The following is a 26,224-nucleotide window of genomic DNA, read 5'->3' as shown; positions in this document are numbered from 1 at the left end:
ATTGCAAACGAATATTTTATGCAAAATACAGCAAAACAGACGAGGTAACGATCTGGAAACCGTAACCTCGTCTGGAATTACCTTATTATGCTTGGAATCCCTCGAAGAAGAAACCCTGTGCAAAGATTAAATCGCTGAATATTTAATATTTACACCCATTTTCTCCTCTCGGGAAACGAATGGGTAGTACCTCAAGTACATTCCATTCGCCCCGTTCGAGGGATGTGCGGAAATAGCCGCTTACAAATCGGAAATCAAACCAGACCGGAGAATCCCATAAACGCCATGGCCAGAATCCCGGCCGTGATCAGCGCGATGGGAATGCCCTTGAACGCCTTGGGCACGTCCTCGAAATCGAGACGCTCGCGGATACCTGCGAAGAGCACCAGCGCGAGGGCGAAACCGAGGGCCGTGGCCACCGAATAAGTGACGCTCTGCAACAGGTTGAACTCCTTCTGGATCATCAGGATCGCGACGCCCAGCACGGCGCAGTTAGTGGTGATCAGGGGCAGGAAGATGCCCAACGCCTGATAGAGCGACGGCGAGAGCTTCTTGAGCATGATCTCGACCATCTGCACGAGGGCCGCAATCACGAGGATGAAGACGATCGTCTGCATATAGACGATGTCCAGCGGCACGAGCACATAGGTCTGAATCAGCCACGCCACGACGGCCGCAATGGCCATCACGAAGGTTACGGCAGCTCCCATACCCAGCGAAGTCTCGACTTTCGACGACACGCCCAGAAAGGGGCAGATGCCGAGGAACTGCGCCAGCACGACGTTGTTGACGAAGATGGCGCCGATGATGATTGCAAAATAGGAAAGCTCCATAACTATTTCTTGGCTAATTTGTTAAACAATACCATCAGATAGCCCAGCACCAGGAATGCCCCCGGGGCCAGCACGAAGATCAGCGGCGCAACGTCCGCAAAGCCGAGGTTGACGCCGAAGATGGCGCCGCTGCCCAGGATCTCGCGCACGGCGCCGATCACAGTCAGCGCCAGCGTGAAGCCCAGGCCGATGCCCACGCCGTCGAGGATCGAATCCAGCGGGGAGTTCTTCGAAGCGAAGGCCTCGGCGCGGCCGAGGATGATGCAGTTCACCACGATCAGCGGGATGAAGACACCCAGCGCTCCGTACAGCGCCGGCACATAGGCCTGCATCAGCATCTGGATGATCGTCACGAACGAGGCGATCACGACGATGAACGCCGGGATGCGGACCTTGTCGGGAATGATGTTCTTGATCAGCGAAATCACAAGGTTCGACATGATCAGCACGGCCATCGTCGCCAGCCCCATGCCCATGCCGTTTTCGGCCGAAGTCGTCGTACCCAGCGTGGGGCACATGCCCAGCACCAGCACGAACGTCGGGTTGTTCTTGACGATGCCGCTCGATATAATTTGCAGTTTATTCATTTTGACCTCCTTCCTGAGCCGCAGGCTCGTTGGTTTGTCCGGCGGCGGCCGTCGCTCCGGACGCCGTGTCGGTCGGGGCTTCGCCCGTCGCCACGCTCTTGTAAGCCATCCACGCGCGGTTGATCGCGTCTACATAGGCGCGCGACGAGATCGTTGCGGCGGTCAGCGCATCGACGTCGCCGCCATCCTTCGTCACAGCCAGCTTGCCGTCGACGAGCTTCTTCGATTCGAGTTTCCGTCCCTTGACGCTCGCAAGCAGGACGTTGCCCTCGTCGGCCATCTTGGTACCGAGACCCGGAGTCTCGGTCTGCTCCAACACGTTGACGTTCACGACTTCGCCCTCGGGCGTGAAGCCCACCATCAGGCGCACCACGCCGCCGAAGCCCTGCTTGGTCATCGACTGCACGGCATAACCGCTCACGCTGCCCCCGGCCGTCGCCGTGTAAACCGTGATCGGCATGTCGTCGATGGTCAGCTCCTCGGTCGTCGTGACGTCGAACGCCGGAAGCACCTCGTTCAGGGCCGCCAGCGTCGCGGCCTCCTTGGCCGCCGCGATCGGCTCCACGGTAATCATATTGACGAAGCCCACTCCGGCCGAAGCCACGAGGGTGATGCCGAAGAGGACGGCCGTCATGTTCAAAAGTGTACTTTTCATGCTGTCACCTCCTCTTATTTCACGCCGAAGCGCTTGGGTTTGACATATTTGTTGATCAGGGGCACGCAGGCGTTCATAATCAGGATCGCAAACGACATGCCCTCGGGATAAGCGCCCCACAGACGGATGCACATGGTGATCAGTCCGATTCCCACGGCGAAGATCACGCCGCCCCGAACGGTCATCGGCGAGGTCGAATAGTCCGTGGCCATGAAGATCGCACCTAACATCGCGCCGCCCGCAAGGACATGGAATATACCGGCCCTCCACGCAGTCCCGAAGAGGTATCCCAGTTTATAACCGGCCGAACAGGTTCCGTCGGCAGCCTGCGGAAGCGCGTCGAACGACACGGAGCACATCGCAACCACCCCGGCGAACACAGCCATCGTCGCGAGCACCGTCACGGGAATGTGCCACGTGATCACGCGCCGCCACAGCAGGTAGACGAATCCGCACAGCAAGGCCGCAGCGGCCACCTCGCCCAGCGAACCGGGGATGTTGCCCAGCAGCATCTCCTGCACGCCGATGGCGCCGGGACCCGCCAGCCCCTGCTTCACGGCCGCCAGCGGCGTGGCGCCCGACAGAACGTCGAACGAGCCGTTCACGGGCAGCGGCCAGGTGGTCATCTGCACCGGATAGGCGATCAGCAGGAACACGCGTCCCACCAGCGCGGGGTTGAAGGGGTTCTTGCCCAGGCCGCCGAAGGTCATTTTGGCGACGGCGATGGCCACGAAGGCGCCCATCACGACGATCCACCAGGGAATCGACGCCGGAAGGTTGAAGGCAAGCAGCACGCCCGTCACCACGGCCGACCAGTTGCCGACGGTAGTCGCACCGCGGACCATGAATTTCTGAATCAGGTACTCGATCACCACGCACGACACCACGGAAAGGGCCGTAACGCGCAGCACGTCCAGTCCGAAGACCACCGTCGACACGACCAGCGCGGGCATCAGCGCGATCACGACGTCGCGCATGATCCGGGTCGTCGACTGGGCCGTCTGCACGTGGGGTGCGGGAGCCACAATGAGTTTATTAGCCATATCTATACTGTTTTTTCATTTACTTTTTAGGTGCAGCCGCTGCTCGTGCGCGGATCAGGCCCATCACGGTCTGCTTGCCGAGGCGCACCCAGTCCAGCAGCGGCAGATAGGCCGGACACGTCGACTGGCAGCAGCCGCACTCGATGCACGAGGTGATCATCAGCGCTTCCAGTTCGTCCCAGCCCTTCTTCTGGGTCATCTTCGAGAGGTAATAGGGTTCCAGTCCCATCGGACAGGCGGAGACGCACTTGGCGCACTTGATGCACTGCGTCGCCTCGCGGCGCTGTGCGTCGCGGCCCGACATGACGGTGATGCCCGAGCAGCCCTTCGTCACGGGCGAGTCGAGGTTCACCATCGCCCGGCCCATCATCGGACCGCCGTTGATCACCTTGCCCGCATCCCCGGGAAGGCCGCCCGCGGCCTCGATCAGCGCCGAGATCGGCGTACCCATGCGGGTCAGCAGGTTCTTCGGCTCCTTCACGCTCTTGCCCGTGACGGTCACCACCCGCTCGATCAGCGGTTTGTTCTTCAGCACGGCCTGATAGACGGCAACGGTCGTCGAGGCGTTGCACACCACGGCCCCCACGTCGATCGGCAGCGCGGGCGGAGGCGGAACCTGACGGCCCGTGACGGCTGCGATCAGCTGTTTCTCACCCCCCTGCGGGTACATCACCTTTAGGGGTACGACCTCGATGCCCTTGTATCCGGCGGCGATCTTCGTCAGATGCGCGATCGCGTCGGGTTTGTTGTTCTCGATACCGATATACGCTTTCCCGACGCCCACGGCCTTCATCAGAATCGTGACGCCGACGACCAGTTCCTCGCCGTGCTCCAGCATCGTGCGGTGGTCCGACGTAAGATAGGGTTCGCACTCCACGCCGTTAATGATGACGCACTCGGCCTTCTTTCCGGGAGGAACCGAGAGTTTCACGTGCGTGGGGAACGTCGCGCCGCCCATGCCGACGATGCCGGCGTCCTTGATCTTGGCGATGATCTCCTGCGCCGAGAAGGGGCAGACCTTCACCAGCGCGTCCGAACGGTCGATGCCCTCGGCCCAGTCGTCGCCCTCGCGCTTGATGGTGATCATCATCTGGCGCAGGCCCTGGCCGTTGACGACCATATCGACAGCCGTCACCGTACCCGAAATCGGGGAGTGGATGTTCGCCGACATGAAACTGCCGGCTTCGGCGATGAGCTGGCCCGTGAGCACCCGATCGCCTTTGGCGACCTTGGCCACCGCCGGGGCGCCGATGTGCTGTGCGAGGGGAATCGTCACCACATCGGGCAGCGGCAGCACCTCGATCGGTTTGGCGCAGCTCAACTTATTTTCCGACGGATGGACTCCGCCCATTGGAAATGTTCTCATAGATATAGTAAGGTTCTATTTTTATGCTTCTGCTTCGAAAAACCTGTGTCGTTTTTCCTTATCCGCAGGTCGTGATCGCGGCGCAACGCCGCGTTTATACATTTGACCCACCTCTAAATCCCCGCCTTGACGGGAACTTATCGCCCGCGACCGGATTGTCAACCGGAATGCGGATGGAAAAGTCTCAACTCGTCTCTTTCAGTTTTCAACTTTCGGCGCAGCCCCGGCCTTCGGAGCGGCGGGTGTTGCCGGTGTTGCCGGAGCCTTCGGGGCTTTGGGCAGCGGGTCCATGCCGACGAGCCGGATGGCTCCCGTAGGACATTCGTTCACACACTTGCGGCACAGCTTGCACTTCTGCGGGTCGATGTAGGCGAGGTTGTTCTCCACGGTGATGGCATCGAAGGCGCATACTTTCACACACTTGCCACAGCCGATACATCCGGCCTTGCAGGCCTTCATCACCACGGCGCCCTTGTCCTTCGACACGCACGACACGTACACCGCACGGTTCTTGGGCCATTTCTTCCGCAGTTCGATGATCATTTTCGGACATGCCTTCACGCAGGCGCCGCAGGCCGTGCACTTGTCGGCGTCGACCTCCGGAAGTCCCGTTTCCGGGTTGATGTGAATGGCGTCGAAGGCGCAGACCGCGACGCAGTCACCGAAGCCCAGACAGCCGAACGCGCAGCCCGTCTCGCCCACATAGAGCGACGAAGCCACGGCACACGACTTGGCCCCGTTGTACTCGTTGGTGCGGGGACGCTTCTCGCACGTGCCGCCGCAGCGGACGGTCGCCACCTCGGGCTGCTTTTCGGCAGCGGCCTTTCCGAGGTATGCAGCCACGGCTTTCATACAGTCGCCGCCGCCCACGGGGCAGAAGAGCGCCGAGATGTCGTCGCGCTTCACGAGCGCGTCGGCCATACCCCGGCATCCTGCGAATCCGCAGCCGCCGCAGTTGGCCCCGGGGAGCATCTTCTCCACCTCGTCGATCCGCGGGTCCTCCTCGACCCGGAATTTCCGGGCCACGAAATAGAGGATTACCGCCGAGAACACTCCCAGCGCACACAGCGTCAGGATCGTGTAAAGTAATACTTCCATCAGATTTTTGTTATTGTAAATTGAATTGTGTGTTCGATTTTCCGCCGAAAGAGCCACAGCGCGAAATAATAAACGCCCACGCCCGCAATAGCGGCGAGGGCGCCCGCACCTTCGCTCCATCCGGCGACGGCGATCGTCCCGACCAGAACGGCCAGCAGGACGGCCAGCGCACCGACATAGGCCAGCACGACGGCGCGTACGCCGGCACTCCGCCGCACGCCGACCATCACCTCCCTGCCGGCGGCATACTGCCCGGCCTCGGGGGTCGCCACGGCGACGATCTTGTCCTGCGCCTCGGCCAGGCCGCACGCCTGGCGGGCCTTGCAGGTTCCGCAGGCGCTCCGGGAGGTGATCCTCACATAGACCGTGTCGCGCTCCGTACGTTCCACCACGCCGCAGTGTTCGATCAAATCCGCCACGCCCTAATCTCCGTATTTGTTGGTGAGGGGCATCAGCCGCTCATGTCCGAACGTGCACGACGAGAGCCGCAGCACGGGCGGAAACTGGTAGCGTTTCTTCTCGTTGCGCATGATCATGCCGTGGATTTTCTCCACCACCTCCGAGTCGAAACCCGCGTTGACGATCTCCTCGCGGTGCTGCCCCTCCTCGATCATGCGGAACAGGATGGCGTCCACCACCTCGTAGGGCGGCAGAATGTCGCTGTCCTTCTGTCCGGGATGCAGTTCCGACGAAGGTTCCTTGGTCAGGATGCTTTCGGGAATCGGGTTGCCCTGCGTCCGGTTGATATAGCGTGCCACGTCGTACATTTCGCTCTTGTAAAGGTCGCCCGTGGGGCTGAAAGCGCCTGCCGTGTCGCCGTACAGGGTGCAGAGCCCCAGTGCGTTCTCGCTCTTGTTCGAGGAGTTCAGCAGGATGTAGTCCGTTTTGTTCTGGAGGGCCATCAGCAGCACCGTGCGGATACGCGTCTGGATATTCTCCTCCGTGGCGTCGAACTCCGTGCCGCCGATGACCGGCTTGAGGGTGTTCACCACGCTGGTATAGATTTCCGAGATCGGAATGACGTTGTATTCGATGCCGAGGTTGCGCGCCAGCTCCTTGGCGTCCTCCACCGACTCGAGGGACGAGAAGGGCGAGGGCATCAGCAGCGCGCGGACATTCTCCGCCCCCAGCGCATCGGCGGCGATCGAGGCCACCACGGCCGAGTCGATGCCGCCCGAAAGGCCGATCGAAGCCTTCCGGTAGCCGTTCTTGCGGAAGAAGTCCCGCAGTCCGCAGCGTGCCGCCTCGTAGACCAGACGCGTGCGGTCGTTGTAGGTCGAGGGGATCGTGATCGGCCGGGCGGACGCCTTCGTATCGAAAATCTGGAAATCCTCCTCGAAATTCTTCATCATCAGCACCAGTTCGCCGCGGCTGTTCAGCGCGCCCGACGTGCCGTCGTAGACGATGTCGGTCGAACCGCCCACCTGATTGACCAGCACGAGATTCTTGCTCTCGACGAAAGCCAGGTTGCGCATCATCTCGTAACGGTAGGTCATGGTTCCCTTGCCGTATTTGCGGGCGTTGATCGAGATGACCGTTTCGACCGACTGGTCGAAGTCGCGCTCGCGGCTCAAATCGTCGCCCACGATGATCGCGCACTTATGGCCCTTGATCGTGGCGTATTCATAGCCTTTCGAAGGGACCAGGAAACCCATTTCACGGCGCGCCGTGATGTATTTCTTGCCGATGTAGCGCAGCACCTTGCGGTCCTGGATCAGCGCCGCGGCGCTGATCGTGCCGTCCGCCGTGAGGATCGGGAGACCGACGATGGCGGCGATGCCGTCGCAGCACGAGGCTATTTCGACCAGAGCGTCCTCGCAGAGTTCGAGGAAGGTCGTCTTGCGCAGCAGGTCGAAGGCTGGGGTTCCGCTCACGGCCTGTTCGGCGAAAATCACCAGGTCGGCATGCTGCGCTTTCGCCTTGTGAATGGAGTCGATGATCTTCGAGGCATTGCCGTCCACGTCTCCGATCGTGTAATTCAGCTGAGCTATGGCTATTTTCATGCGAATAATTTAAGTCCGGAAATTACAACTTTGCAAAGTTAAGGATTATTTGCAAAAGTCGGAAAGATTTTCGATGTTAATAAATTAACATTCCCGTATTTACAAAAATATTTAAAAATAAAAAAGGCTCCCGGTTTTCCGGAAGCCTTTTCGCTGTTCGTATCGTCTCTATTCCTGCGTTTCGTCGGGATCGGCAACGAGGATGCGGCCGCAGTATTCGCAGATAATGATCTTCTTGCCCTGGCGGATGTCCACCTGACGCTGGGGCGGGATGCGGTTGAAGCAGCCTCCGCAGGCGTCGCGCTTGACGGTCACCACCGCCAGTCCGTTGCGGACGTTGCGGCGGATGCGGTCGTAAGCCGCCAGCAGACGCTCGTCGATCTTCTCCTTGACACGCTCGCCCTGTGCGGCGTATTCCGCCACCAGCGGAGCCGTCTCGGCCTCGATGCCCTCCAGTTCGGCCTTCTTGGCCGCGAGGTCGGCAGCGCGCTCTACGGAGAGGTTCTCGGCCTCCTCCAGCTGGAGTTTCTTGGCCTTCACGCCGGCGGAATACTCCTTCAGGCGCTTCTCGGCCAGCTCGATTTCAAGCTCCTGATACTCGATCTCCTTGGTGATGGCGTCGAACTCGCGGTTGTTGCGCACGTTGTTCTGCTGCTCCTTGTAGTTGCCGATCATAATTTTAGCCTGGTCCACCTCGCGCTTGCGTTGCTTGGTCAGCGTGTTCAGCTCCTCGATCTCGGCGTTGATGTGTTCGATGCGGGTCTTCATCCCGGCCATCTCATCCTCGAGGTCCTGAACCTCGAGAGGCAGTTCGCCTTTCACCTTGTTGATTTCGTCGATCTTGCTGTCGATCTTCTGCAGCTCATAGAGCGCCATGATCTTCTCCTGCATCGAATAATCGACGTCGGCCGTCTTCTTTTGCGTTGCCATATGTTGTCTTTATAGTTTAGACTTAAACCAGATAGTTTACCGGATTGCGCGAGCGTTCACTCTTGCGAACCGCAAAGGTACATAAATTTTTCGATAAAATATCAAATATTAATTGAATTGCGCAATATTCGCTTTCGAAATGACCTATATCCGCCACCGTGAGGGCCTTGTCGGGCGCCATGAAGTCGTTGTACTTCATGTCGGCGGTGATGTAGATGTCGGCCCCGGCACGGCGCGCTTCGCCGATCAGCGAGGCCCCGGCCCCGGTGCAGACCGCCACGCGGCGCACCCCGGATGTCGCTATGTCACTGTACCGTATGACGCTCACCTCAAGCCGCCGTTGGATGATCCGCATAAATTCCACGGTGTCAATGGCTTCCGGCAGTTCGCCCACGACGCCGAACCCCGCGCCGTCCCCGGTCTCCGAAGGCTGGAGGACCCGAAGGTTCCCCACGCCCAGCATTTCGGCCAGCCGCCAGCTCATGCCCCCGGGGGCGCTGTCGAGGTTGGTGTGGCAGGCGTAGAGCGCGATCCGGCTGCGGATGGCCCGCTCGACGCACCGCTCGACGGGATCGGCCGAGTTGAACCGCTTGAGCGCGCGGAAGACGATCGGATGATGTGTGATCACCAGATCGCACCCTTCGGCTTCGGCCTCGTCCAGCACCTCTTCGGTAACATCCACGGCCAGCAGGGCCTTGTGCACCTCGTCGTCGGGGCGGCCGACGATAAGTCCCGCATTGTCATACGATTCCTGCCACTCAAGTGGGGCAAAGCGTTCGATAATGTCGGTTATTTGTTTGATAATCATATGAGTTAATTATATTATACAGCATTCAGGAGTTCTTCGCCGCCTGCACCTGCGCTTTTAGCCGGTCTGTCGCTTCGCGGCATTACGCCCCGCCGAGGCGGGGGCTTGCGAAGACGGCGGCACACCGTGAATACGCCCGGTAAAGCCGCGAATCCTTGAACAATACCCCGCGCGGATCGAGAACGTCTTTACGGACAATGCTCAAAATAAGGATTGTTCGTAAAACGCGAACAGCTCTTTGGTTTCGGCCTCCTCCTTCTTGCGGCGGGGCCTGCGGACGTTGCGTTTGACGGCAGGCTGCGCCGAGGAATCCCCGGCGGCTTTCCCGGCGGCATCGTCCGACGGTTCGTCGATCTTCACCACGGCCTTGGCCCGGCGACGGCGCACGGGCGTTTCGGCGGCGGCAGCGGTATCAGCGGCGGCAGCAGCGGAGGCATCGGCATCGGTCATGTCGGCATCCGAAGCAGTCACGATCTCACCCTCCCCGGCTTTCAGGTCCTCGCGAACCTCGACCAGCAGGGCGCGGATACGCTGCAACCGCTCCATCAGTTCGGCATCACGATCCACGCCGCTCTCGGAGGGCGCCTTCCGGAGTGCCTTCTTGGCCCCTTCGAGCGTCATGCCGCGCTCCTTGACCAGGTGGTAGATCATCTTGAGGTTCTCGACGTCCTCCGGCGAGAAGAGGCGGTTGCCTTTCTTGTTGCGCTTGGGGCGGAGAATGCTGAACTGCGACTCCCAGTGGCGGATCAACGACGTGTTGACGTCGAACATCTCGGCCACCTCGCCCATCGAATAAAAAAGTTTATCGGCCATATCTATTGTTTTATAATTCGCAATGAGTTGGGATACAGGTTATTCACCCGTGCACCGATCCGTTTGGCGAATCCCAGCGCACGCCCCCGCGAGCAGACGAGGTTCATCCCCTCGGCCAGCCCTCCGGCGGCGATGTCCTGCCGGCGCAGGAAGCGCAGCGTCTCTTCGTCGTCCAGTTCCGCCGCAGGCAGCGCCCCGCGGTTCAGCCCGTCGAAAAAAGCCAGCGCGGGATCGGGTTTCAGCACTCCCTTGAACACCTGCCCCAGCGCCACGCCCGAATAGATCACGGGCAACGCCTCGGAGAGCGTCCGCACGGCGTCGGCCTGCGCGGCGTACCATGCATAGCAGGTGTCGGCCACCGCTGCGAAGCGCATACCGCCGGGATTCCGCACCCAGCGGGCCAGTTCGCCGGCGGTCTTCCGGTCCACGGCCGCAAATACCGTGCGACGCGCCTTCGGCGCGCGCACGCGCCCCCCGGCGTCGAACGATTTGCGGGCCACGGCGGCGAAGAACCCTTCGCCGCAGGTCCGGTGGGGATAGAACCGGAACGTGCGGAACGCTCCGACACGCCCGCAAACGATGCCCCACGCATCTTCCACAGCCGTTTCTTCCGACTCGGCGATCTCGTCGCCGGCCCACGCCGCCATCCGCTCCAGCGCGCCTTCGTCCTCGTCGCGGTTGAACGTGCAGGTGCTGTAAACGAGCGTGCCGCCCGGCCGCAGCGCCCGCCACGCCTCGCGCAGGATTTCATCCTGCCGCGCGGCGCACTGTTTCACGTTGCCTTCGCTCCATTCGCCGCGGGCGTCGGGGTCCTTGCGGAACATCCCCTCGCCCGAGCAGGGGGCATCGACGGCCACCACGTCGAACCACGCCTCGAAATCGCCCAGCGCACGCGGCTCGCAGGTCGTGACGGCCACGTTGCCCGTACCCCACTTGCGCACGTTGTCCGCCAGCACCGAGGCGCGGCGGCGGTCGATCTCGTTGGCGACGACCAGCCCGTCGGGTCCGGCCAGCGAGGCGTAGAGCGTCGTCTTGCCGCCCGGAGCCGCACACAGGTCGAGGATGCGCGCCCCTTCGGTGCGGACCGCAGCGAGCAGGTGTCCCACGAACTGCGACGAAGCCTCCTGGACATAGTAGGCCCCGGCATGGAAGTCGGGATCGAGCGTGAAGGAGGGACGCACGGCGAGGTAACGCCCGTCACGGCTCCACGGCACGCGCCCGGCGATCGCCAGGGCGGGAAGCCCCGCAGCCTCCGGAACGGGAAGCCCGGCGTCAGGTCCGGCGGGAAGCGTGTCCGCCCCGGTCTTGGCAGGGTTCAGCCGCACCGATACCGGCGGCTCCGCGTCGAGCGCCGCGCAGAGGGCCGCGCCCTCCGTCCCGCCGAGGTCGCGCAGGACCCGCTCCACGAATTTCGCAGGCAGCGTCATGCGCTATTTCTTCGCTTTGAGCGCGTCGAGGCGCGCGCAGATCCGTTCCAGCACCGCAGGGTTCGAGACGAAATCCTCGTGGTCCTTGTCCACGACGAGCACCTCGCCCTCGTAAATGGTGTCGATCCAGTGGTTGTATTTGTTGTTCAGCCGCTTGAGGTACAGTTCGTCGATGTTCATCTCGTACTCGCGGCCGCGCTTGCGGATCTGCGAAATGAGCGTCGGGACGCTCGCCTTGAGGTAGATCAGCAGGTCGGGTTTGGGAATGAGCGTCGTCACCAGCCGGAAAATCTTCATGTAGGTCTCGATGTCGCGCGTGGCCATCAGCCCCATTTCATGCAGGTTGTCGGCGAAGATGTGCGCATCCTCGTAGATCGTGCGGTCCTGGAAGATCACCCCCGACTTGCAGTCGGAGATCATGCCCATCGTCTGCTGGATGCGGCTCCCGAGGAACGAAATCTGAAGATTGAACGCCCAGCGGTTCATATCCTCGTAGAAGTCGCCGATATAGGGATTGTCGCACTCCTCGAGGTAGCACTTGGCGTCGTAGCGCTTCGTAAGGATCTGGGTAAGCGTCGTCTTGCCGCTCCCGATGTTTCCGGCTATGGCTATGTACATGGCAGTATAGGTGTTATTTTACGTTTCTCATTCGTTTTCCGGTCTCCGAAGCGCATATCCCGCCGCCTTCGGCCTCGTTTTACAAGCCTGACTCCACCCGGCTAAAAGCCGGGATTCAGGGGCGATGCAAAGTCACTGCATCCGGACTCAATTCCACGCTTCCATTCCCAAAAGCCGTTTCTTAAACGGCCCTCGGGTGGGGCTTCTCGCAGCGCGGCCAAAATGCGGACAGACAGCCTCAAGGGGTCTGTTCGGTCTGAAAAGCCAGTATCTCGTCGGCCACGCGGCGGTCGTTCACCAGCCGCGGAACCTTGTTTTTACCCCGCGCGCGCATCCACGCGAGGAACCGCCCCCGCTCCACGACCGTCAGGCGCTGGCGTTCGAGCGTGGTCCGCCGCTTGGCGTCGTAGTCCGAATTGACGGCCCGCAACTCCCCGTCGAGCGCCTCGGCGAAACGTTCGAGGCTGTCCGGCTCGCGTTCGAACTCCACGATCCACTCGTGCGCGCCCCGTTCGCGGAGCGACATGTAGCACGGCGCGACGCTGTATTCGCTCACGACGGCCCCCGTCTTCCGGCAGGCGGCCAGCAGCGCATGCTCGGCGTTGTCGACGATCAGCTCCTCGCCGAAAACGTTGATATACTGCCGCGTGCGGCCCGCGAAGCGGATGCGGTAGGGATTCGTCGAGGTGAATTCCACCGTGTCGCCGATCTCGTAACGCCACAGGCCGTTGTTCGAGGTGATCAGCACGGCGTAGACCTTGCCGCACTCCACGCCTTCGAGCGGCACGATCTGCGTCCCGCTGCGGAACTCGAAGAAGGTTCCGTAATCCAGCATCAGCAGCATGTCGCTGCGCGAGGGGTCGTCGGCCATGGCGAAGAATCCCTCCGAAGCGTTGTAGGTCTCCATGTATTTCATCTTCTCCGAAGGGATCAGCTCCTCGAACGACGTCCGGTAGGGCGCGAACTCCACGCCTCCGTGGGCGAACATCTCCAGCCCGGGCCACACCTCCAGCAGATTTTTCCGGCCCGTATACTCCAGCACGCGGCGCATCAGCGCGAGGTTCCATGACGGGACGCCCGCAAAGGCCGTGATCGGTTCGCCGACGCACTGGCGGCAGATGGCGGCGCACTTCTCGTCGAAATCGGGAATGATCGCCGTCTCGGTCCGCGGCGCCCGGAACCAGCCGCTCCAGAAGGTCGTCTCGTGGATCAGCAGCGCCGAGAGGTCGCCGACCAGGTTGCGGCCCTCGCGGCTGCACGACCCGCCGAGCGTCAGGGTCTTGCCCTCGAAAACGCGGGTCTTCGGATTGTTGGCCGAAAAGACCGTCGCCACGTCGCGCATGCCCAGCGTATGGTTCCACCACAGCGACTCCATCGTCACGGGAATGTATTTGCTCCTGTCGGAGGTCGTGCCCGACGAACGGGCGAACAGCGACACCCGACCCGGAGCCGTGACGCTCCGCACGCCCTCCATCATCCGTTCGATATAGGGCTTGAAGGTCTCGTAGTCGAAAGTCTCCACCTGCGACTGGAACCGCTCCACCGAACGGATATGCCGCAGGTCGTAGCGGTCGCCGAACTCCGTGAAGCGTCCCCGGCGCAGCAGCTGCCGGAACATCCGCGCCTGCGTCTCGACAGGACGGCGGCGAAAACGGTCGATGGCCCGCTCGCGCTGCGAGAACCAGGCTTTGAGAATTATGTTTCGAAAAGACATGATGCGCTGCAATTCAGAATTGTGAATTCTGAATTGTGAATTCTTAATTAAAATAATACCCTACCTTCCCCACCGAACCGGGCATGGCGAAGACCACCACGCGGTCGTAGGGGATTATTTCCATGTTGTCGACGGCGATGAAAACCTTGTCGCCGCGGACGATGCCGCCGATGATCGTATCCTCCGGCAGCCCGAGGTCCTTGATCCGCACCTTCGTGGCCGGGGAGTTGGGTTTCACGATGAACTCCAGCACCTCGGCGTCGCTCCCCGTTAGGCATTTGATGGCCTGCACGTCGGTCGACATCGTGAAGCGGAAAATGTTCGACGCGGTAACCAGCTTCTTGTTGATGATCGTGTCGATGCCGATCGACTCGGCGAGATTTATGTAATTGAGATTCTCGACCTCGGCGATCACCTTCTTGACCCCCATGCGCTTGGCGAGCATCGCCGCCAGGATGTTGGTCTCGCTGCGCCCCGTCACGGCAACGAAGGCGTCCATGTTCGAAAGCCCCTCCTCCATCATCGCCTCGGTGTTGCGGCCGTCCTCGTTGATGATCAGCGTCTTGTCGAGCGTCTCGGCCAGCCGGTAGGCCTTCTCGGCGTTGTAGTCGATCAGTTTGATGTTCACCTCGTCCTGCAACTCGGTGGCGATGCGGATGCCGATGCGCGAACCGCCGAGGATCATCATGTTCTTGATCTCGATGTTCGACTGGCCCGAAAACTCCATCACCTCCCGCACGGCGTCCTGACGCGCGATGACATAGATCACGTCGCCCTCCATGAACTGTTCGCCCTCGCGCGGAATGATCGTCTGCCCGCCGCGCGTGATGGCCACCGTGCGGTAGCTCAACGGGGCCTGGTCGTCGTCGAAGCCCGTGAGCACCTCCCCCACCAGCGGCGAGGCCGGTTCGAGACGGAAAACCACGAGCGAGAGTTTGCCGCTCGAAAAATCGACGTACTCCGTGGTCGAAGTGTGTCCCAGCAGGTTGATCACCTCGCGGGCCGCGACCTTCTCGGGGTAGAACAGGTAGTCGATGCCCATGTCGATGAACATCTCCTTGTTGTTGGGTTCGAGGTATTCGTTGTTGTCGATGCGGGCGATGGATTTCCGCGCACCGAGCTTCTTGGCCAGCATCGCCGCCACGACGTTGTCGTTCTCCTCGTGGTTGACGGCGATGAACAGGTCGCATTTGCGCACCGAAGCCTCGCGCAGCACGGCGAAGGTCGTCGAGTCGCCCTCGACGGTGATCACGTCGGCCAGACTGCCCACCTCGGAGAGCAGCTTCTGGTCGCTGTCGATGATGGTGATGTCGTGGCCGTTGCCGCTGAGCATACGGGCCAGGTGACTGCCCATCTCGCCGGCACCCGCTATCACGATTTTCATAGTTGCGTCTGTTTAGTCAGCACAATACGTCGCCCGGAAGGTCCGGGCAACATTTTTGCAATTTATCTTACAAATGTATACATTTGTCCCCGAAACCCCAAATTTCGGGTAGTAAAAAAACGGAATCCTATGCCAACGTGGTTAATCCTCCTGCTTTGCGCCATACTCGCCGTCGGGCTGTTCGTACTGGGCATGTCCCTCACGCTGATGATCAAGGGGCACAACATCGACTCGGAAATATCGACCAATAAAAACATGCAGAAACTCGGCATCAAATGCGCCGTGCACGAGACGCGCGAAGCGGACGGCGGGGCCGACTGCTCCGACGGACAGGGCGTCGCGGGCTGCTCGGGCAACTGCGGCGCCTGCGACATCGAGCATATCAGCAAGAATTCATAGGAGAGACCCGAAAAGCAGACAGGCATTCGCCGGTCCGATCCCGGCCAACCGCTGCTGCAAATACCGCCGCAGGCGGCAGAGGCGACGATCGAACGCAACCGGCGCAGAACGAAAACCGGCTCGCAAAACCACCTATATCTTCGAGAACTTCGACCGGCAGACGAACCACGGATTGCGGAGGTCCTCCTCGTTGTAGAGCAGCTCCCGGCCGTCGGGAAGCGTACGGGTGCTGCCGCCGGCCTCGGCGAGAATCAGCTCCCCCGCCGCCGTGTCCCACTCGTAGGTGTGCGTCGTGCGGACGTAGTAGTCGACGCGGCCTTCGGCCAGCAGGCAGAATTTGTAGGAACTGCCCTGCTCGACGATCTCCAGATCGGGGTGCCGCTCGCGAAGGCGGGCGACATGCTCACGGGTCTCGGGCGTCTGGTGCGAACGCGAAAGGGCCACGCGCGGATGGTCGTGAGGCCCCTCCCCGGCCAGCGGCAGCGGCGTCCAATTGCGGACGATCTCGTCGTAGGTATACTCCGCGGCGGCGTCCGGCGCGATATGCTCCTTGAGGTACGAACCCGAATCGCGGCCCGCAATGTACATCTTTTCGAAATAGGGAACATAAATAACCGCCCCCATGCAGACGTTATTCTCCATCAGGGCGATGTTGACCGTAAATTCGTTGTTGCCTTTGATAAATTCGACCGTGCCGTCCAGCGGATCGACCAGCCAGTAAAGCTCCCAGTTGCGGCGCTCTTCGTAGCGCATCTTCCGACCCTCTTCCGAAAGGATCGGGATACGTGTGGGACCGAGGTACTCGCGGATGGTCTTGTGCGCGACGCGGTCGGCCAGCGTGATCGGGGTTTTGTCGTCTTTGAGACTTATATCGTAATCGTCGAGATTCTTGTAAACGCGCATGATCGAGGCTCCGGCTCTGACTGCCGCATTGAAAAGCGGCGGCAGCAGATACATTCTCACCTTGTCGTTAATCATCGTAACTCGTATTTTGGGATCGGTAATTTTTATTGCCATGGTAAAGGTAACAAGAATTTATGATAACGAAAAATTTTCAGTGCCTTAATAGTGTCCGAAAAGGCGTCTCCATGCCGTGAGGCCTCCCGGGGCCGAAAAGGCCGTTCCGCCCGCAAGCCGCGCGGCGCACTCCCCGCCGGCCCATACCAGCGCGAGGGTCGCGAGCGCGGCGGCGGAGGTCCACCACCCCGCAGCGGTCGCTGCGGCGAAAGCCGCGGCAAGCGACGCCGCCGCCAGTCCGCGCAGCCGTCCCGGCATTCGGACCCCGGAGCGCGGCGCGGCAAGCAGGGGTTCCCACAACATCCTCCGCCGGCAGCGGGGAATCCCCCGCAGCGGGCGCATCCCGAAACCGCCCGCCGCGACCACCGCCTCGCGGCTCAACAAGGCGGCGGGTTCGCCCAGGGGCGAGCGTATGAGGTCGAGGCTTCCCGGCCGGCCTTCGCCCAGTTCGGCGACGAGCCGCTCGACGCTTCCGGGCAGCAGGAAACATCCTGCGCGGACGGGCAGCAGGTAATCGTAGGTGGCCACCGACGCCGCGGCGTCGAAATCGCCCGCCTCCGAATCCTGCGCCCGATCGACGAGCACCAGCCGCCGGAAACACCGCCTGCGCGAACGCCCCAGCGCACGGACGCCCGAGACTTCGAGTTCGCCCGAACAGACCCACTCGACGCGGATCATGTGGTAGCGCGCCGTCAGCGCGGCGAATTCCGCGGCGTGGCGGCGGGCGTCGAGCACCACGATCACCTCGTAACGCGAGTATTCGGGGGAGAGGAGATTTTCAATCTGCGCCGCATCCGTCACGCCGCTGCACAGGACCGAGATGCCGATGCCGTCGGGGGCGTCGCTGGAAGCCCTGCGCACGGCGTTCAGCAGCAGTCGTTTGCTGCGGGCGCGGGAGATCAGCGGCAGCAGCGCGCCCACGCATGCCGCCGTCGCAGCGAACAGCAGGAGAAGGATCGGCTTCATGCCAGGCTGCGTTTATAGGTTTGCACGAGCGATTCGTAATAGGGACGCTCGCGCTCGTCGAGCAGCCGCCGGAGCGGTCCCGGGGAATAGCCCTCGGCGACGACATAGCGCAGCAGGGCCTTGCGCTCGGCGGGAGGCATGGCCGACAGCCGCCCGGAAACGGCCCGCCGCGTCAGCGGACGGCGCAGCGCGCAGAGCGTATAGAGCGCTTCGCGCACCAGTTCCGGGTCTTCGTCCCCGGACACGATGCGCAGCAGGAGCCGCTCGGCCTCCTCGATGCCGAACTGCCGCACGATGTTCAGCCCCACGATCCGCAGGTTGCGGCTTGGAGACCCGATGAGGGGTTCGTAGGCGATCGGCAGCATCCCGCGCCGCAGGACGGCCATGATCTCCCCCACTTCGCAGGCCGAAAAGGGTTCGGGGTATTCGGCCATCAGCCGCAGGGCCGTCGAGGGATCGGCCGCAAGCCGCACCATCAGCGACTGGAAACGCACATAGCGGTTGCGGCTCGCGGCATAACGCGCGGCGCAGTCCGCCGCGGCTGCGCCGACGGGCAGGCGAGAGAGCAGCAGCAGGCAGCGCGCCCGGCGGTAGCCCCGGGAGCGGGCCGTGCGGCGGAGCAGCCAGGCGTCGAGTCCGTACTCCGCAACGATGCGCCGCAGGGGCGCGGCGTCCAGTCCGTAGGTGACGCCGGCAAGTCCGGCGACGGTCTCGACGAGCAGCAGCCGGGCACCGGCACGACGGATCATCGGAAACCGCGGCGCAGGGCCTTCGCCCGCAAGCAGGTAAAGCATCACGATACGCAGGTATTTCGCGCGCAGAGCGGCGTCGCGGCTGCGCCGCCTCCGGGCGCGGAGTTCGGCCGCGCCGAGCAGCGACAGCAGGGCGAACGTCCCGGCCGCCGCAAACATCGCATAGAGCATCAGAAGCGTTTCGGTCATAACTGTCGGTTCAAGGCGTTGGCGATCTTCGTCCGCAATCGCTGAAGGCTCACGGGAAAGGTCATGTACTGGTCGACGCCGCACTCCAAGAGGCTCAACACCGTCTGTTCGGCCTGCTGCCACGCCACGACGTAGACCAGCGGCCGTCCGAGACCGGCGGGGCGCAGCGTGCGCACCACGTCGCAGCCCGTGAAGAAAGCCGAAGTCCCCACGACGACGACCAGGTCGAACAGCATGCGCCGGACCATGCGCTGCATGTCGGGAACATCCGATGCACAGCGCACGTCGGCCTGCATGTCGGCGAGCGAAAGCCGGATCACGTCGCGCAGGAACTCCTCGTCGGAAACAATCAATATTCGGTGCATGTCCTTCCGCCGGCTTTGCCGGCAGCGTCTGCCGCGCCCAAAACCGTGCCAGAGGCGCACCGGGGCAAAAAAAATTGCAGGATGTGTTGTTTATAAGATAAATATGCGTATATTTGCACTCCGAATTTATGTTCAAATACATAATCGACTTAAATGTACGTTATAGTAGAGATTGCAGGTCAGCAATTTAAAGCTGAAAAAGGTCGGAAACTTTATGTCCACCGTCTTCAGGGCGAAGAAAATTCGTCCGTAAGTTTCGACAAAGTCCTGCTCACAGACAACGACGGTCAGGTTAAAGTCGGCGCACCTGTAGTGAAAGGCGCCGCAGTGAAGTGCAAGATCCTGAAGCATCTGAAGGATGACAAGGTTCTGGTGTTCAAAAAGAAACGTCGCACGGGCTACCAGAAGTGCAACGGACACCGCCAGTACCTGACGCAGATTCTCGTCGAGGAAATCGTTGCATAACCTTTAAAAACTGAATCAACATGGCACACAAGAAAGGTGTAGGTAGTTCGAAGAACGGCCGTGAGTCGGAAAGCAAGCGACTCGGCATCAAACTGTTCGGCGGTCAGTTCGCAAAGGCGGGCAACATCATCGTTCGCCAGCGCGGCACGGTGCACAACGCCGGTGAAAACGTAGGCATGGGCAAGGACCACACGCTCTTCGCTCTCGTCGACGGAACGGTAGAATTCTGCAAGAAGGGCGAAGGAAAATCGTACGTAAGCGTTTCCCCGCTCAGCGAGTAAACAAAACAACTAAAACGATAAAAAGCGGTCTCCGTGAGGGGCCGCTTTTTTCGTGTGCCTGTTATCAATGAAAAATCGGGAACGGAAACCTTCCGCCGGGTGAAACTTTAGTATGTAGTGACGTATTGGCCGTCGGCCCGTCCCCGAAAAAAAGGGGCGGCGGATGGGACTCCTGTCGGAGATCTCTCCAGTGTGACGCCTCTATACACCCGTCGTTCGGAAACGAACGGCAAAAACAGGAATCCCCCGGGAAGAATGTTATCTGTGACGCCTAAATCACAGCCGCCGCCCCTAAAATCCAACCGAGACGGCAGCACGGGGATTTCGTCAGAAATCCCGACCGTGATGCAACGGCGGATGCCGCCCCGGAATAATGACCGCGCGGCTTTGTTTCCAGCAAAAAAGCGCAAGTCGGTCCCTCTCAATGCAGGCTTCAAGGAGCCGGAACAGGAAAATCGTCCCGTGCCCGTGCCGGCCCCAATCCTCAAATCAAGGCATAACACGGTACTGACAACACCCATACCCGGTTCAAACAGTCTCCTGATGAAGTTCCCCGATCAGCCAGAGGGATAAAGAGTTGTTTACCTTTGTTTATTTGTACAAATATAAACAAAAATTCCGTTTCGACAACGTCTGAAGCCAAACAGAATAACATTGATCTCCTTTTGGCACACATATGCGACCGATTCAGCGCATATCCGGACAAAAGCGGGTTTGCCGGAGAGGAATCGACCCGCGCAGCGGCTGTTTGCGGTCGGCGAGTTGTGATGGCGGGCTGTGGCGGCAGACGGAGAGTGGCGAATAACAAGCGGCGGGCGAACAGTAGGCACAGGCAACAAGCGGCGAACGGCGAGCGGCAAACAGCGAACAGCGAACAGCGGACAGCGAACAGCAAAAGGTGGATGAGAGAAAACCGGTGACCGGCGGTGCGCTGCGGACTTTTTGCAGGGCCGCGAAGGATGCGGCGACCGGGCTTCGGAAATTGCCGAATTTAACGTATCTTTGTACCATGCGGCGGAAAAACGAACGATACAACGAGCCTGTGGTCCGGGGCGTGGTCGCGCAGCTGCGCGAACTGCGCCATGCGCGCAACCTCTCCCAAAAGCAGGTCTTCACCGACACCGACATCAATATCGGCCGGATCGAATCCGGACGCGGGAACATCTCGGTCTCGACGCTTGCCGACCTGTGCGCCTACTACGGAATCCCGCTCCGGGAATTTTTCGAACGACTCGAAGCAGGAATCGCTTCCGGAGAATGACACCCCGCATAGGAGGGCGGCCGCGGGTCGCGGCAAAAAGACGAAAATCCCGCTTCCGACACTCGGAAGCGGGATTTTTCATTCAGGCCGGGATACGACTTATTTCTTTTGAGCCGCAGCGTCCTGCACGGCGCGGAACTCGGCAAGCAGCTTCTTGTCGTCGTAGAATTTCAACTCCTCGCCCTTGATCTCGTAGCCGTCCACCTCGTCGAGCATCTTCACGAAAGCGTCCTCGTACTGCATCTCGGGGCAGGCCATCCGGGTCATGCCGAGATTCTCGAACTCCAACTTCTGCCCTTTCAGCTCGTACTTGCCGAAGAAGCGGTTGCAGTTGGTACGGCCCGACACGAGCGTATCGGCGGCGCTGAATTGCAGGGTGAAGAAATCGGCCTCGGCGTCGACGGCCTTGGCGGGAATCGCCTCCATTTTGGCAAGTTTCCACGTCGTGCCCTCCAGCGGAAGGGCCTTTTTCTGCGATCCGCCGCAGGCGGTCATGGCTAAAAGCAGCGCTGCGGCTGCAAAAATCTTTTTCATAATTTCAAAATACGTTTGTTAACCGAACAATTCATTCAAAACACGCGCCAGACGATAACCGGCTGCCGGCAACTGCCCCTCGGCAGGAGGCTGTACGGCTATCAGACAGGCGTCCGCCCGGGCTTTGTCGAACGCATCGCCGGGTTTGATCCAGTCATGGACAGCGCGGCAGCCGCGGGTGTTCCCGTCGGCCCGTCGGCGGGGCGTGCCGGCGGCAAGGGCGCACGGCGTGCATCCAATCCGCAAGGCACAGCAGACGATCAAACGGCGGCGAGCAGAGAAAAGCGTTTCTTCGCCTCGGGCCTGTTTCCGTCAGACAAATATAGGCAATATATTCGGGTTGCGCAACAACCGGCTGCCGAAAAGGATGAAAGCACGGCTTCCAACGCCGGCGACGCTTCGGGCGTTCGCGGAATACCGCCCAAAAAAGGCCGCACCCCGTGTGGGATGCGGCCTTTGCAGCGGGAACAGACGGTTAGTACTCCATCTGCGCGAGACGCTTGTAGCCGTTGTAACGCCACTTGGCGTTCTCCTCCGCAGCGGCGAACAGTTCGTCGGCCTCGGCAGGGAACGACTTCTGGAGCGAGGTGTAGCGCACCTCCTTCAGCAGGAATTCGCGAAACTTCGACCAATCCGGCTCTTTCGAATCGAGCACGAACGGGTTCTTGCCCTGCTCCTCAAGCAGCGGATTGTAGTGCCACAGGTGCCAGTAGCCGCAGGCTACGGCCTCCTTGCCGACGGTCTGCGTGCGGGTCATGCCGCCCTTGATGCCGTGGTTGATACACGGAGCGTAGGCGATCACGAGCGAAGGTCCGGGATAAGCCTCGGCCTCTTTGAGCACGTTGAAGAGCTGCTGCTGCGAAGCGCCGATCGAAACCTGCGCCACATAGACATAACCGTAGGTCATGGCCATCGCGCCGAGGTCTTTCTTGCGGATGCGCTTGCCGCTCGATGCGAACTTGGCGACGGCGCCCACGGGAGTCGATTTCGACGACTGACCGCCGGTGTTCGAGTAGACCTCGGTGTCCACGACGAGTATGTTCACATCCTGACCCGTGGCCAGCACGTGGTCCACGCCGCCGTAACCGATGTCGTAACCCCAGCCGTCGCCGCCGATGATCCACTGCGACTTCTTCACGAGCCAGTCCTTGTGCTCGAGAATCTCCTTGCAGTAGTCGCAGCCGCAGGCCTCCAGCAGCGGGATCAGGCGCGCCGTAACCTCGGCCGATTTGGCCGACGAGCCGCGGTTTTCGATCCACTCCTTCATCACGGCTTTCAACTCCTCGGAGCACTTGGTGCAGTTGGCGATGGCCTTCTCCATCGTCTCCTGGACGCGGTCGCGGAGTTTCTCCACGCCGACGTGCATACCCAGACCGAACTCGGCGTTGTCCTCGAAGAGCGAGTTGGCCCATGCGGGACCCTGGCCGGCGGCGTTGGTGCAGTAGGGCGTCGAGGGAGCCGAACCCGAGTAGATCGAGGTGCAGCCCGTGGCGTTGGCAACCATCATCTTGTCGCCGAACAGCTGCGAAATGGCCTTGATATAGGGGGTCTCGCCGCAGCCTGCGCAAGCGCCCGAGAACTCGAACAACGGCTGTGCGAACTGAAGGTTCTTGACCGACTTGGTCTTGTCGACGACCTGCTTGTAACCGATATTTTTGGTGATGTAATCCCAATTCTTCTGCTGGGGCATCTGCTCCTCCAGCGGGCGCATCACGAGCGCCTTATCCTTGGCGGGGCAGACGTCGACGCAGTTCGAGCAACCCGTACAGTCCATCGGCGAAATCTGGATGCGGAACTTGTACTCCTTGGTCTCGCCGAGGCCCTGCTTCCACTCCACGCCCGAAGCGGCGGCCTCCTCCTCGGTGGCGAGGAACGGACGGATCACGGCGTGGGGGCAGACATAGGCGCACTGGTTGCACTGGATACAGTTCCCGATCTTCCACTCGGGAACGTTGACGGCGATGCCGCGCTTCTCATAAGCGGCCGTGCCGTTGTCCCACGTGCCGTCTTCGCGGCCGTTGAAGGCCGAAACGGGCAGCAGGTCGCCTTTCAGGGCGTTGATCGGGTCGACGATCTTCTTCACGAAGTCGGGACGCGCGGCATCGGCCGTGTGCTCCTCCTCCTTCACGACGATATTCGCCCACTCGGCCGGAACCTCGACCTTCACCACAGCGTTGCCGCCGGCGTCGACGGCCGCGTAGTTCATGTTGACGATGTCCTCGCCCTTCTTGCCGTAGGATTTCAGAATGGCTTTCTTCATCTCCTCGACAGCCTTGTCGAACGGAATGACATTGGCGATCTTGAAGAAGGCCGACTGCATGATGGTGTTCGTACGCGAACCCAGACCCAGCTCGGCGGCGATCTTCGTGGCGTTGATGATATAGAAGTTGATCTTGTTCTTGGCCAGGTAGACCTTCATGTGGTCGGGCAGCGTCGCGCAGGTCGTCTCGGCGTCGTGCACCGAGTTCAGCAGGAACGAACCGCCGGTCTTCAGCCCCTTCAACACGTCGTACTTGTCGACGTACGAAGGCACGTGGCAGGCCACGAAGTCGGGGGTGGTCACCAGATAGGGCGACGTGATCGGCAGGTCGCCGAAACGCAGGTGCGACGAGGTGTAGCCGCCCGATTTCTTCGAGTCATAGGAGAAATAGGCCTGGCAGTACTTGTCGGTCGTGCCTCCGATGATCTTGATCGAGTTCTTGTTGGCGCCCACCGTGCCGTCGGCGCCCAGACCGAAGAAGAGGCCCTCGAACGTGCCGGGCTTCGCGAGCGAAATCTCCTCGCCGACGGGCAGCGAACGGAACGTCACGTCGTCGACGATACCCACCGTGAACTGGTTCTTCGGCTCGTTCATCTTCAGGTTCTCGAACACGGCCAGCATCTGCGCCGGAGTGGTGTCCTTCGACGAAAGGCCGTAACGCCCGCCGATGACGAGCGGCTTGCGGTCGCACGGGCAGGCGGCGAACGCCTCCACGACATCCATATACAGCGGGTCGCCGTTGGCTCCCGGCTCCTTCGTGCGGTCGAGCACGCAGACGCGCTTCACGCTCTCGGGAAGCACGGCCATCAGGTATTTCACCGAGAACGGGCGGTAGAGGTGCACGGTCACTACACCCACCTTTTCGCCCTTGGCCATCAGGTAGTCGACCGTCTCCTTGATGGTCTCGGTCACCGAACCCATGGCGACGATCACGTTCTCGGCGTCCTTCGCGCCGTAGTAGACGAACGGCTTGTAGTCGCGTCCCGTGATCTTCGAAATCTCCTTCATGGTGTCGGCCACCATGTCGGGAATGGCGTCGTAGAACTTGTTCGAAGCCTCGCGCGTCTGGAAATAGATGTCGGGATTCTGGGCCGTACCGCGCGTAACAGGGTGTTCGGGGTTCAAAGCGCGGGCGCGGAACTCCTTCAGGGCGTCGCGGTCGAGCAGCGCCGTCAGCGCGGCTTCGTCGATCAGTTCGATCTTCTGGATCTCGTGCGAGGTGCGGAAACCGTCGAAGAAGTGCAGGAACGGAACGCGGGCCTTCAGCGACACGAGGTGCGCGATGCCGGCGAGGTCCATGACCTCCTGCACCGACGAGGTGGCCAGCATGGCAAAACCCGTCTGGCGGGCCGCCATCACATCCTGATGATCGCCGAAAATCGACAGCGACTGTGCGGCCAGCGCACGCGCCGAAACGTGGAACACGCCCGGAAGCAGCTCGCCGGAGATCTTGTACATGTTGGGGATCATCAGCAGCAGACCCTGCGAAGCGGTGAACGTCGAGGTCAGGGCGCCGCTCTGCAACGATCCGTGCACGGCGCCTGCGGCTCCGGCCTCGGACTGCATTTCAACGACTTTAACGGTCTCTCCGAAGATATTTTTACGGCCCTGAGCGGCCCACTCGTCCACGAGCTCGGCCATCGTCGACGACGGCGTGATGGGATAGATGGCCGCGACTTCCGAGAACATGTAAGCCACATGGGCCGCAGCGTAGTTACCATCACAAGTGATAAATTTCTTTTCTGCCATTTTAGTTGAAATTTAGATGATATTTGTGTGTTTTTCCTAACAATCCAGACACAGCCCGGAAACACGGGCGATGCAAAGATAGCAATTTCAGCCGAGAATCCGCACTTACTTTTGTTCAAAAAAGCGTTATTTTTCGACATTTCAAATGTGAATCGAATAACAGCCGGGTTGTTATTCAATTAACAACAAACTGCCGGGAAATCACCAAGTTGCAGAACTGGCTAACCAATAGTGAATTACCCCCAGGCGCACGCATCCCGAGGGCGGAAACGCCGCGTCCGGACACGGCGCGCGGCGCGCGGACCGCAGGCCGGACGGACGGAGCCGCAAAAATAAGGTTTATGAATAGGACTTTCGGACACATTGGCCGCAAACCGGGATTTTTTATTAACTTTGCCCTCGGAAACACGTTTGCATTCGTTCTTTAAATATCGTTATTGAAACGGTTATATTGGGGCTCCTGAAATCTGGTAAATTTTTTGTAAACCCACAATGGATCGTACCCGAAGGGTGCGCGCTGATGTGAGGGGTTTACAGGCTTTACCAGAGCCGCAGGAGCCAGGATCTCGGCAGCACTCTTCTCGTTTCTGCCGATGTACCGGTCATGCAGCGGCGGGAGCGATGGATTCCTATCCCAAACTTCTTCATAGTCACCGAATCCATTTTCCGAACAATGAGGCGTCACTTGTATTTCCCGCCGCTGCTTT

Annotated in this window: 25 protein-coding genes; 4 read left to right on the top strand and 21 right to left on the bottom strand. The window is 60.8% G+C overall.

The window, feature by feature from the left end; all coding sequences use genetic code 11:
• Positions 1-254: 254 nt before the first annotated feature.
• The 15 genes from rsxA to trkA all read right to left on the bottom strand — a co-directional run bounded on the left by rsxA (position 255) and on the right by trkA (position 15,279).
• A complete protein-coding gene (rsxA, locus tag NQ492_RS12300; protein WP_015546724.1) occupies positions 255-833 on the bottom strand; it encodes an electron transport complex subunit RsxA in 579 nt (192 codons plus the stop codon).
• A gap of 2 nt (positions 834-835) precedes the next feature.
• Positions 836-1,420: an RnfABCDGE type electron transport complex subunit E gene (locus NQ492_RS12295; RefSeq protein ID WP_015546723.1), complete on the bottom strand. Its 585-nt coding sequence runs from the start codon at positions 1,418-1,420 to the stop codon at positions 836-838.
• Positions 1,413-2,075, bottom strand: coding sequence for an RnfABCDGE type electron transport complex subunit G (locus NQ492_RS12290; protein ID WP_015546722.1), 663 nt, complete (start codon positions 2,073-2,075; stop codon positions 1,413-1,415). Before NQ492_RS12290 ends, NQ492_RS12295 begins: the two co-directional genes overlap by 8 nt.
• 14 nt (positions 2,076-2,089) lie before the next feature.
• Positions 2,090-3,118 carry an RnfABCDGE type electron transport complex subunit D gene (locus NQ492_RS12285; RefSeq protein WP_015546721.1) on the bottom strand — a complete coding sequence of 343 codons (1,029 nt, stop codon included), beginning with the start codon at positions 3,116-3,118 and terminating at the stop codon, positions 2,090-2,092.
• Positions 3,119-3,137: 19 nt separating this feature from the next.
• Positions 3,138-4,484, bottom strand: a complete 1,347-nt coding sequence (rsxC, locus tag NQ492_RS12280; protein ID WP_044054182.1) for an electron transport complex subunit RsxC — start codon at positions 4,482-4,484, stop codon at positions 3,138-3,140.
• Between the two features lie 198 nt (positions 4,485-4,682).
• A complete protein-coding gene (locus tag NQ492_RS12275; protein ID WP_015546719.1) occupies positions 4,683-5,582 on the bottom strand; it encodes a Fe-S cluster domain-containing protein in 900 nt (299 codons plus the stop codon).
• Positions 5,582-6,001, bottom strand: a complete 420-nt coding sequence (locus NQ492_RS12270) for a SoxR reducing system RseC family protein (protein ID WP_022061817.1) — start codon at positions 5,999-6,001, stop codon at positions 5,582-5,584. Before NQ492_RS12270 ends, NQ492_RS12275 begins: the two co-directional genes overlap by 1 nt.
• A gap of 3 nt (positions 6,002-6,004) precedes the next feature.
• Positions 6,005-7,585: an NAD+ synthase gene (locus tag NQ492_RS12265; RefSeq protein WP_015546718.1), complete on the bottom strand. Its 1,581-nt coding sequence runs from the start codon at positions 7,583-7,585 to the stop codon at positions 6,005-6,007.
• Positions 7,586-7,753: 168 nt separating this feature from the next.
• Positions 7,754-8,515, bottom strand: coding sequence for a zinc ribbon domain-containing protein (locus NQ492_RS12260; protein ID WP_015546717.1), 762 nt, complete (start codon positions 8,513-8,515; stop codon positions 7,754-7,756).
• 22 nt (positions 8,516-8,537) lie between these two features.
• Positions 8,538-9,323: a Nif3-like dinuclear metal center hexameric protein gene (locus NQ492_RS12255; protein WP_015546716.1), complete on the bottom strand. Its 786-nt coding sequence runs from the start codon at positions 9,321-9,323 to the stop codon at positions 8,538-8,540.
• 201 nt (positions 9,324-9,524) lie between these two features.
• Positions 9,525-10,136, bottom strand: coding sequence for a MerR family transcriptional regulator (locus NQ492_RS12250; protein WP_015546715.1), 612 nt, complete (start codon positions 10,134-10,136; stop codon positions 9,525-9,527).
• Between the two features lie 2 nt (positions 10,137-10,138).
• Complete coding sequence (locus tag NQ492_RS12245; protein WP_256168708.1) at positions 10,139-11,563, bottom strand: methyltransferase RsmF C-terminal domain-like protein; 1,425 nt, start codon at positions 11,561-11,563, stop codon at positions 10,139-10,141.
• Between the two features lie 3 nt (positions 11,564-11,566).
• Positions 11,567-12,181, bottom strand: coding sequence for a deoxynucleoside kinase (locus NQ492_RS12240; RefSeq protein ID WP_015546714.1), 615 nt, complete (start codon positions 12,179-12,181; stop codon positions 11,567-11,569).
• Positions 12,182-12,419: 238 nt separating this feature from the next.
• Positions 12,420-13,895, bottom strand: coding sequence for a GH3 auxin-responsive promoter family protein (locus NQ492_RS12235; protein ID WP_015546713.1), 1,476 nt, complete (start codon positions 13,893-13,895; stop codon positions 12,420-12,422).
• A 43-nt stretch (positions 13,896-13,938) separates the two neighbouring features.
• On the bottom strand, positions 13,939-15,279 hold the full coding sequence (gene trkA / locus NQ492_RS12230; RefSeq protein ID WP_015546712.1) for a Trk system potassium transporter TrkA: 1,341 nt from the start codon (positions 15,277-15,279) through the stop codon (positions 13,939-13,941).
• 129 nt (positions 15,280-15,408) lie between these two features.
• On the opposite strand from trkA, the gene NQ492_RS12225 reads away from it, so the two are divergent.
• Positions 15,409-15,678 carry a hypothetical protein gene (locus tag NQ492_RS12225; protein ID WP_022062413.1) on the top strand — a complete coding sequence of 90 codons (270 nt, stop codon included), beginning with the start codon at positions 15,409-15,411 and terminating at the stop codon, positions 15,676-15,678.
• A gap of 132 nt (positions 15,679-15,810) precedes the next feature.
• On the opposite strand, the gene NQ492_RS12220 is transcribed toward NQ492_RS12225, so the two are convergent.
• From NQ492_RS12220 to NQ492_RS12205, 4 genes are all read right to left on the bottom strand, one after another.
• Positions 15,811-16,656 (bottom strand): 3'(2'),5'-bisphosphate nucleotidase CysQ family protein, encoded by an 846-nt coding sequence (locus NQ492_RS12220; protein ID WP_015546710.1) that lies wholly within the window; start codon positions 16,654-16,656, stop codon positions 15,811-15,813.
• 84 nt (positions 16,657-16,740) lie between these two features.
• Positions 16,741-17,661 carry a hypothetical protein gene (locus tag NQ492_RS12215; RefSeq protein WP_259872920.1) on the bottom strand — a complete coding sequence of 307 codons (921 nt, stop codon included), beginning with the start codon at positions 17,659-17,661 and terminating at the stop codon, positions 16,741-16,743.
• Entirely contained in the window at positions 17,658-18,602 is a 945-nt protein-coding gene (locus NQ492_RS12210) for a hypothetical protein (RefSeq protein WP_259872919.1), read from the bottom strand. Before NQ492_RS12210 ends, NQ492_RS12215 begins: the two co-directional genes overlap by 4 nt.
• Positions 18,599-18,967 (bottom strand): response regulator, encoded by a 369-nt coding sequence (locus NQ492_RS12205; RefSeq protein WP_022062195.1) that lies wholly within the window; start codon positions 18,965-18,967, stop codon positions 18,599-18,601. The genes NQ492_RS12210 and NQ492_RS12205 overlap by 4 nt, the downstream gene beginning before the upstream one ends.
• Before the next feature lie 153 nt (positions 18,968-19,120).
• On the opposite strand from NQ492_RS12205, the gene rplU reads away from it, so the two are divergent.
• The 3 genes from rplU (at position 19,121) to NQ492_RS12190 (ending at position 20,974) form a co-directional block, all read left to right on the top strand.
• Positions 19,121-19,432 (top strand): 50S ribosomal protein L21, encoded by a 312-nt coding sequence (gene rplU, locus NQ492_RS12200; protein WP_015546709.1) that lies wholly within the window; start codon positions 19,121-19,123, stop codon positions 19,430-19,432.
• A 20-nt stretch (positions 19,433-19,452) separates the two neighbouring features.
• Positions 19,453-19,713, top strand: coding sequence for a 50S ribosomal protein L27 (rpmA, locus tag NQ492_RS12195; protein WP_015546708.1), 261 nt, complete (start codon positions 19,453-19,455; stop codon positions 19,711-19,713).
• Positions 19,714-20,722: 1,009 nt separating this feature from the next.
• On the top strand, positions 20,723-20,974 hold the full coding sequence (locus NQ492_RS12190) for a helix-turn-helix domain-containing protein (protein WP_015546707.1): 252 nt from the start codon (positions 20,723-20,725) through the stop codon (positions 20,972-20,974).
• Between the two features lie 99 nt (positions 20,975-21,073).
• On the opposite strand, the gene NQ492_RS12185 is transcribed toward NQ492_RS12190, so the two are convergent.
• Together NQ492_RS12185 and nifJ are read right to left on the bottom strand one after the other, a co-directional pair.
• Positions 21,074-21,508 carry an META domain-containing protein gene (locus NQ492_RS12185; protein WP_015546706.1) on the bottom strand — a complete coding sequence of 145 codons (435 nt, stop codon included), beginning with the start codon at positions 21,506-21,508 and terminating at the stop codon, positions 21,074-21,076.
• A gap of 475 nt (positions 21,509-21,983) precedes the next feature.
• Entirely contained in the window at positions 21,984-25,517 is a 3,534-nt protein-coding gene (gene nifJ, locus NQ492_RS12180; RefSeq protein ID WP_044054167.1) for a pyruvate:ferredoxin (flavodoxin) oxidoreductase, read from the bottom strand.
• Positions 25,518-26,224: the final 707 nt, after the last annotated feature.

The organism is Alistipes shahii WAL 8301 (assembly GCF_025145845.1).
GTDB lineage: Bacteria > Bacteroidota > Bacteroidia > Bacteroidales > Rikenellaceae > Alistipes > Alistipes shahii.
Note: the sequence above shows the minus strand (reverse complement) of the source record. Positions and strands in the feature narration are given on the sequence as shown.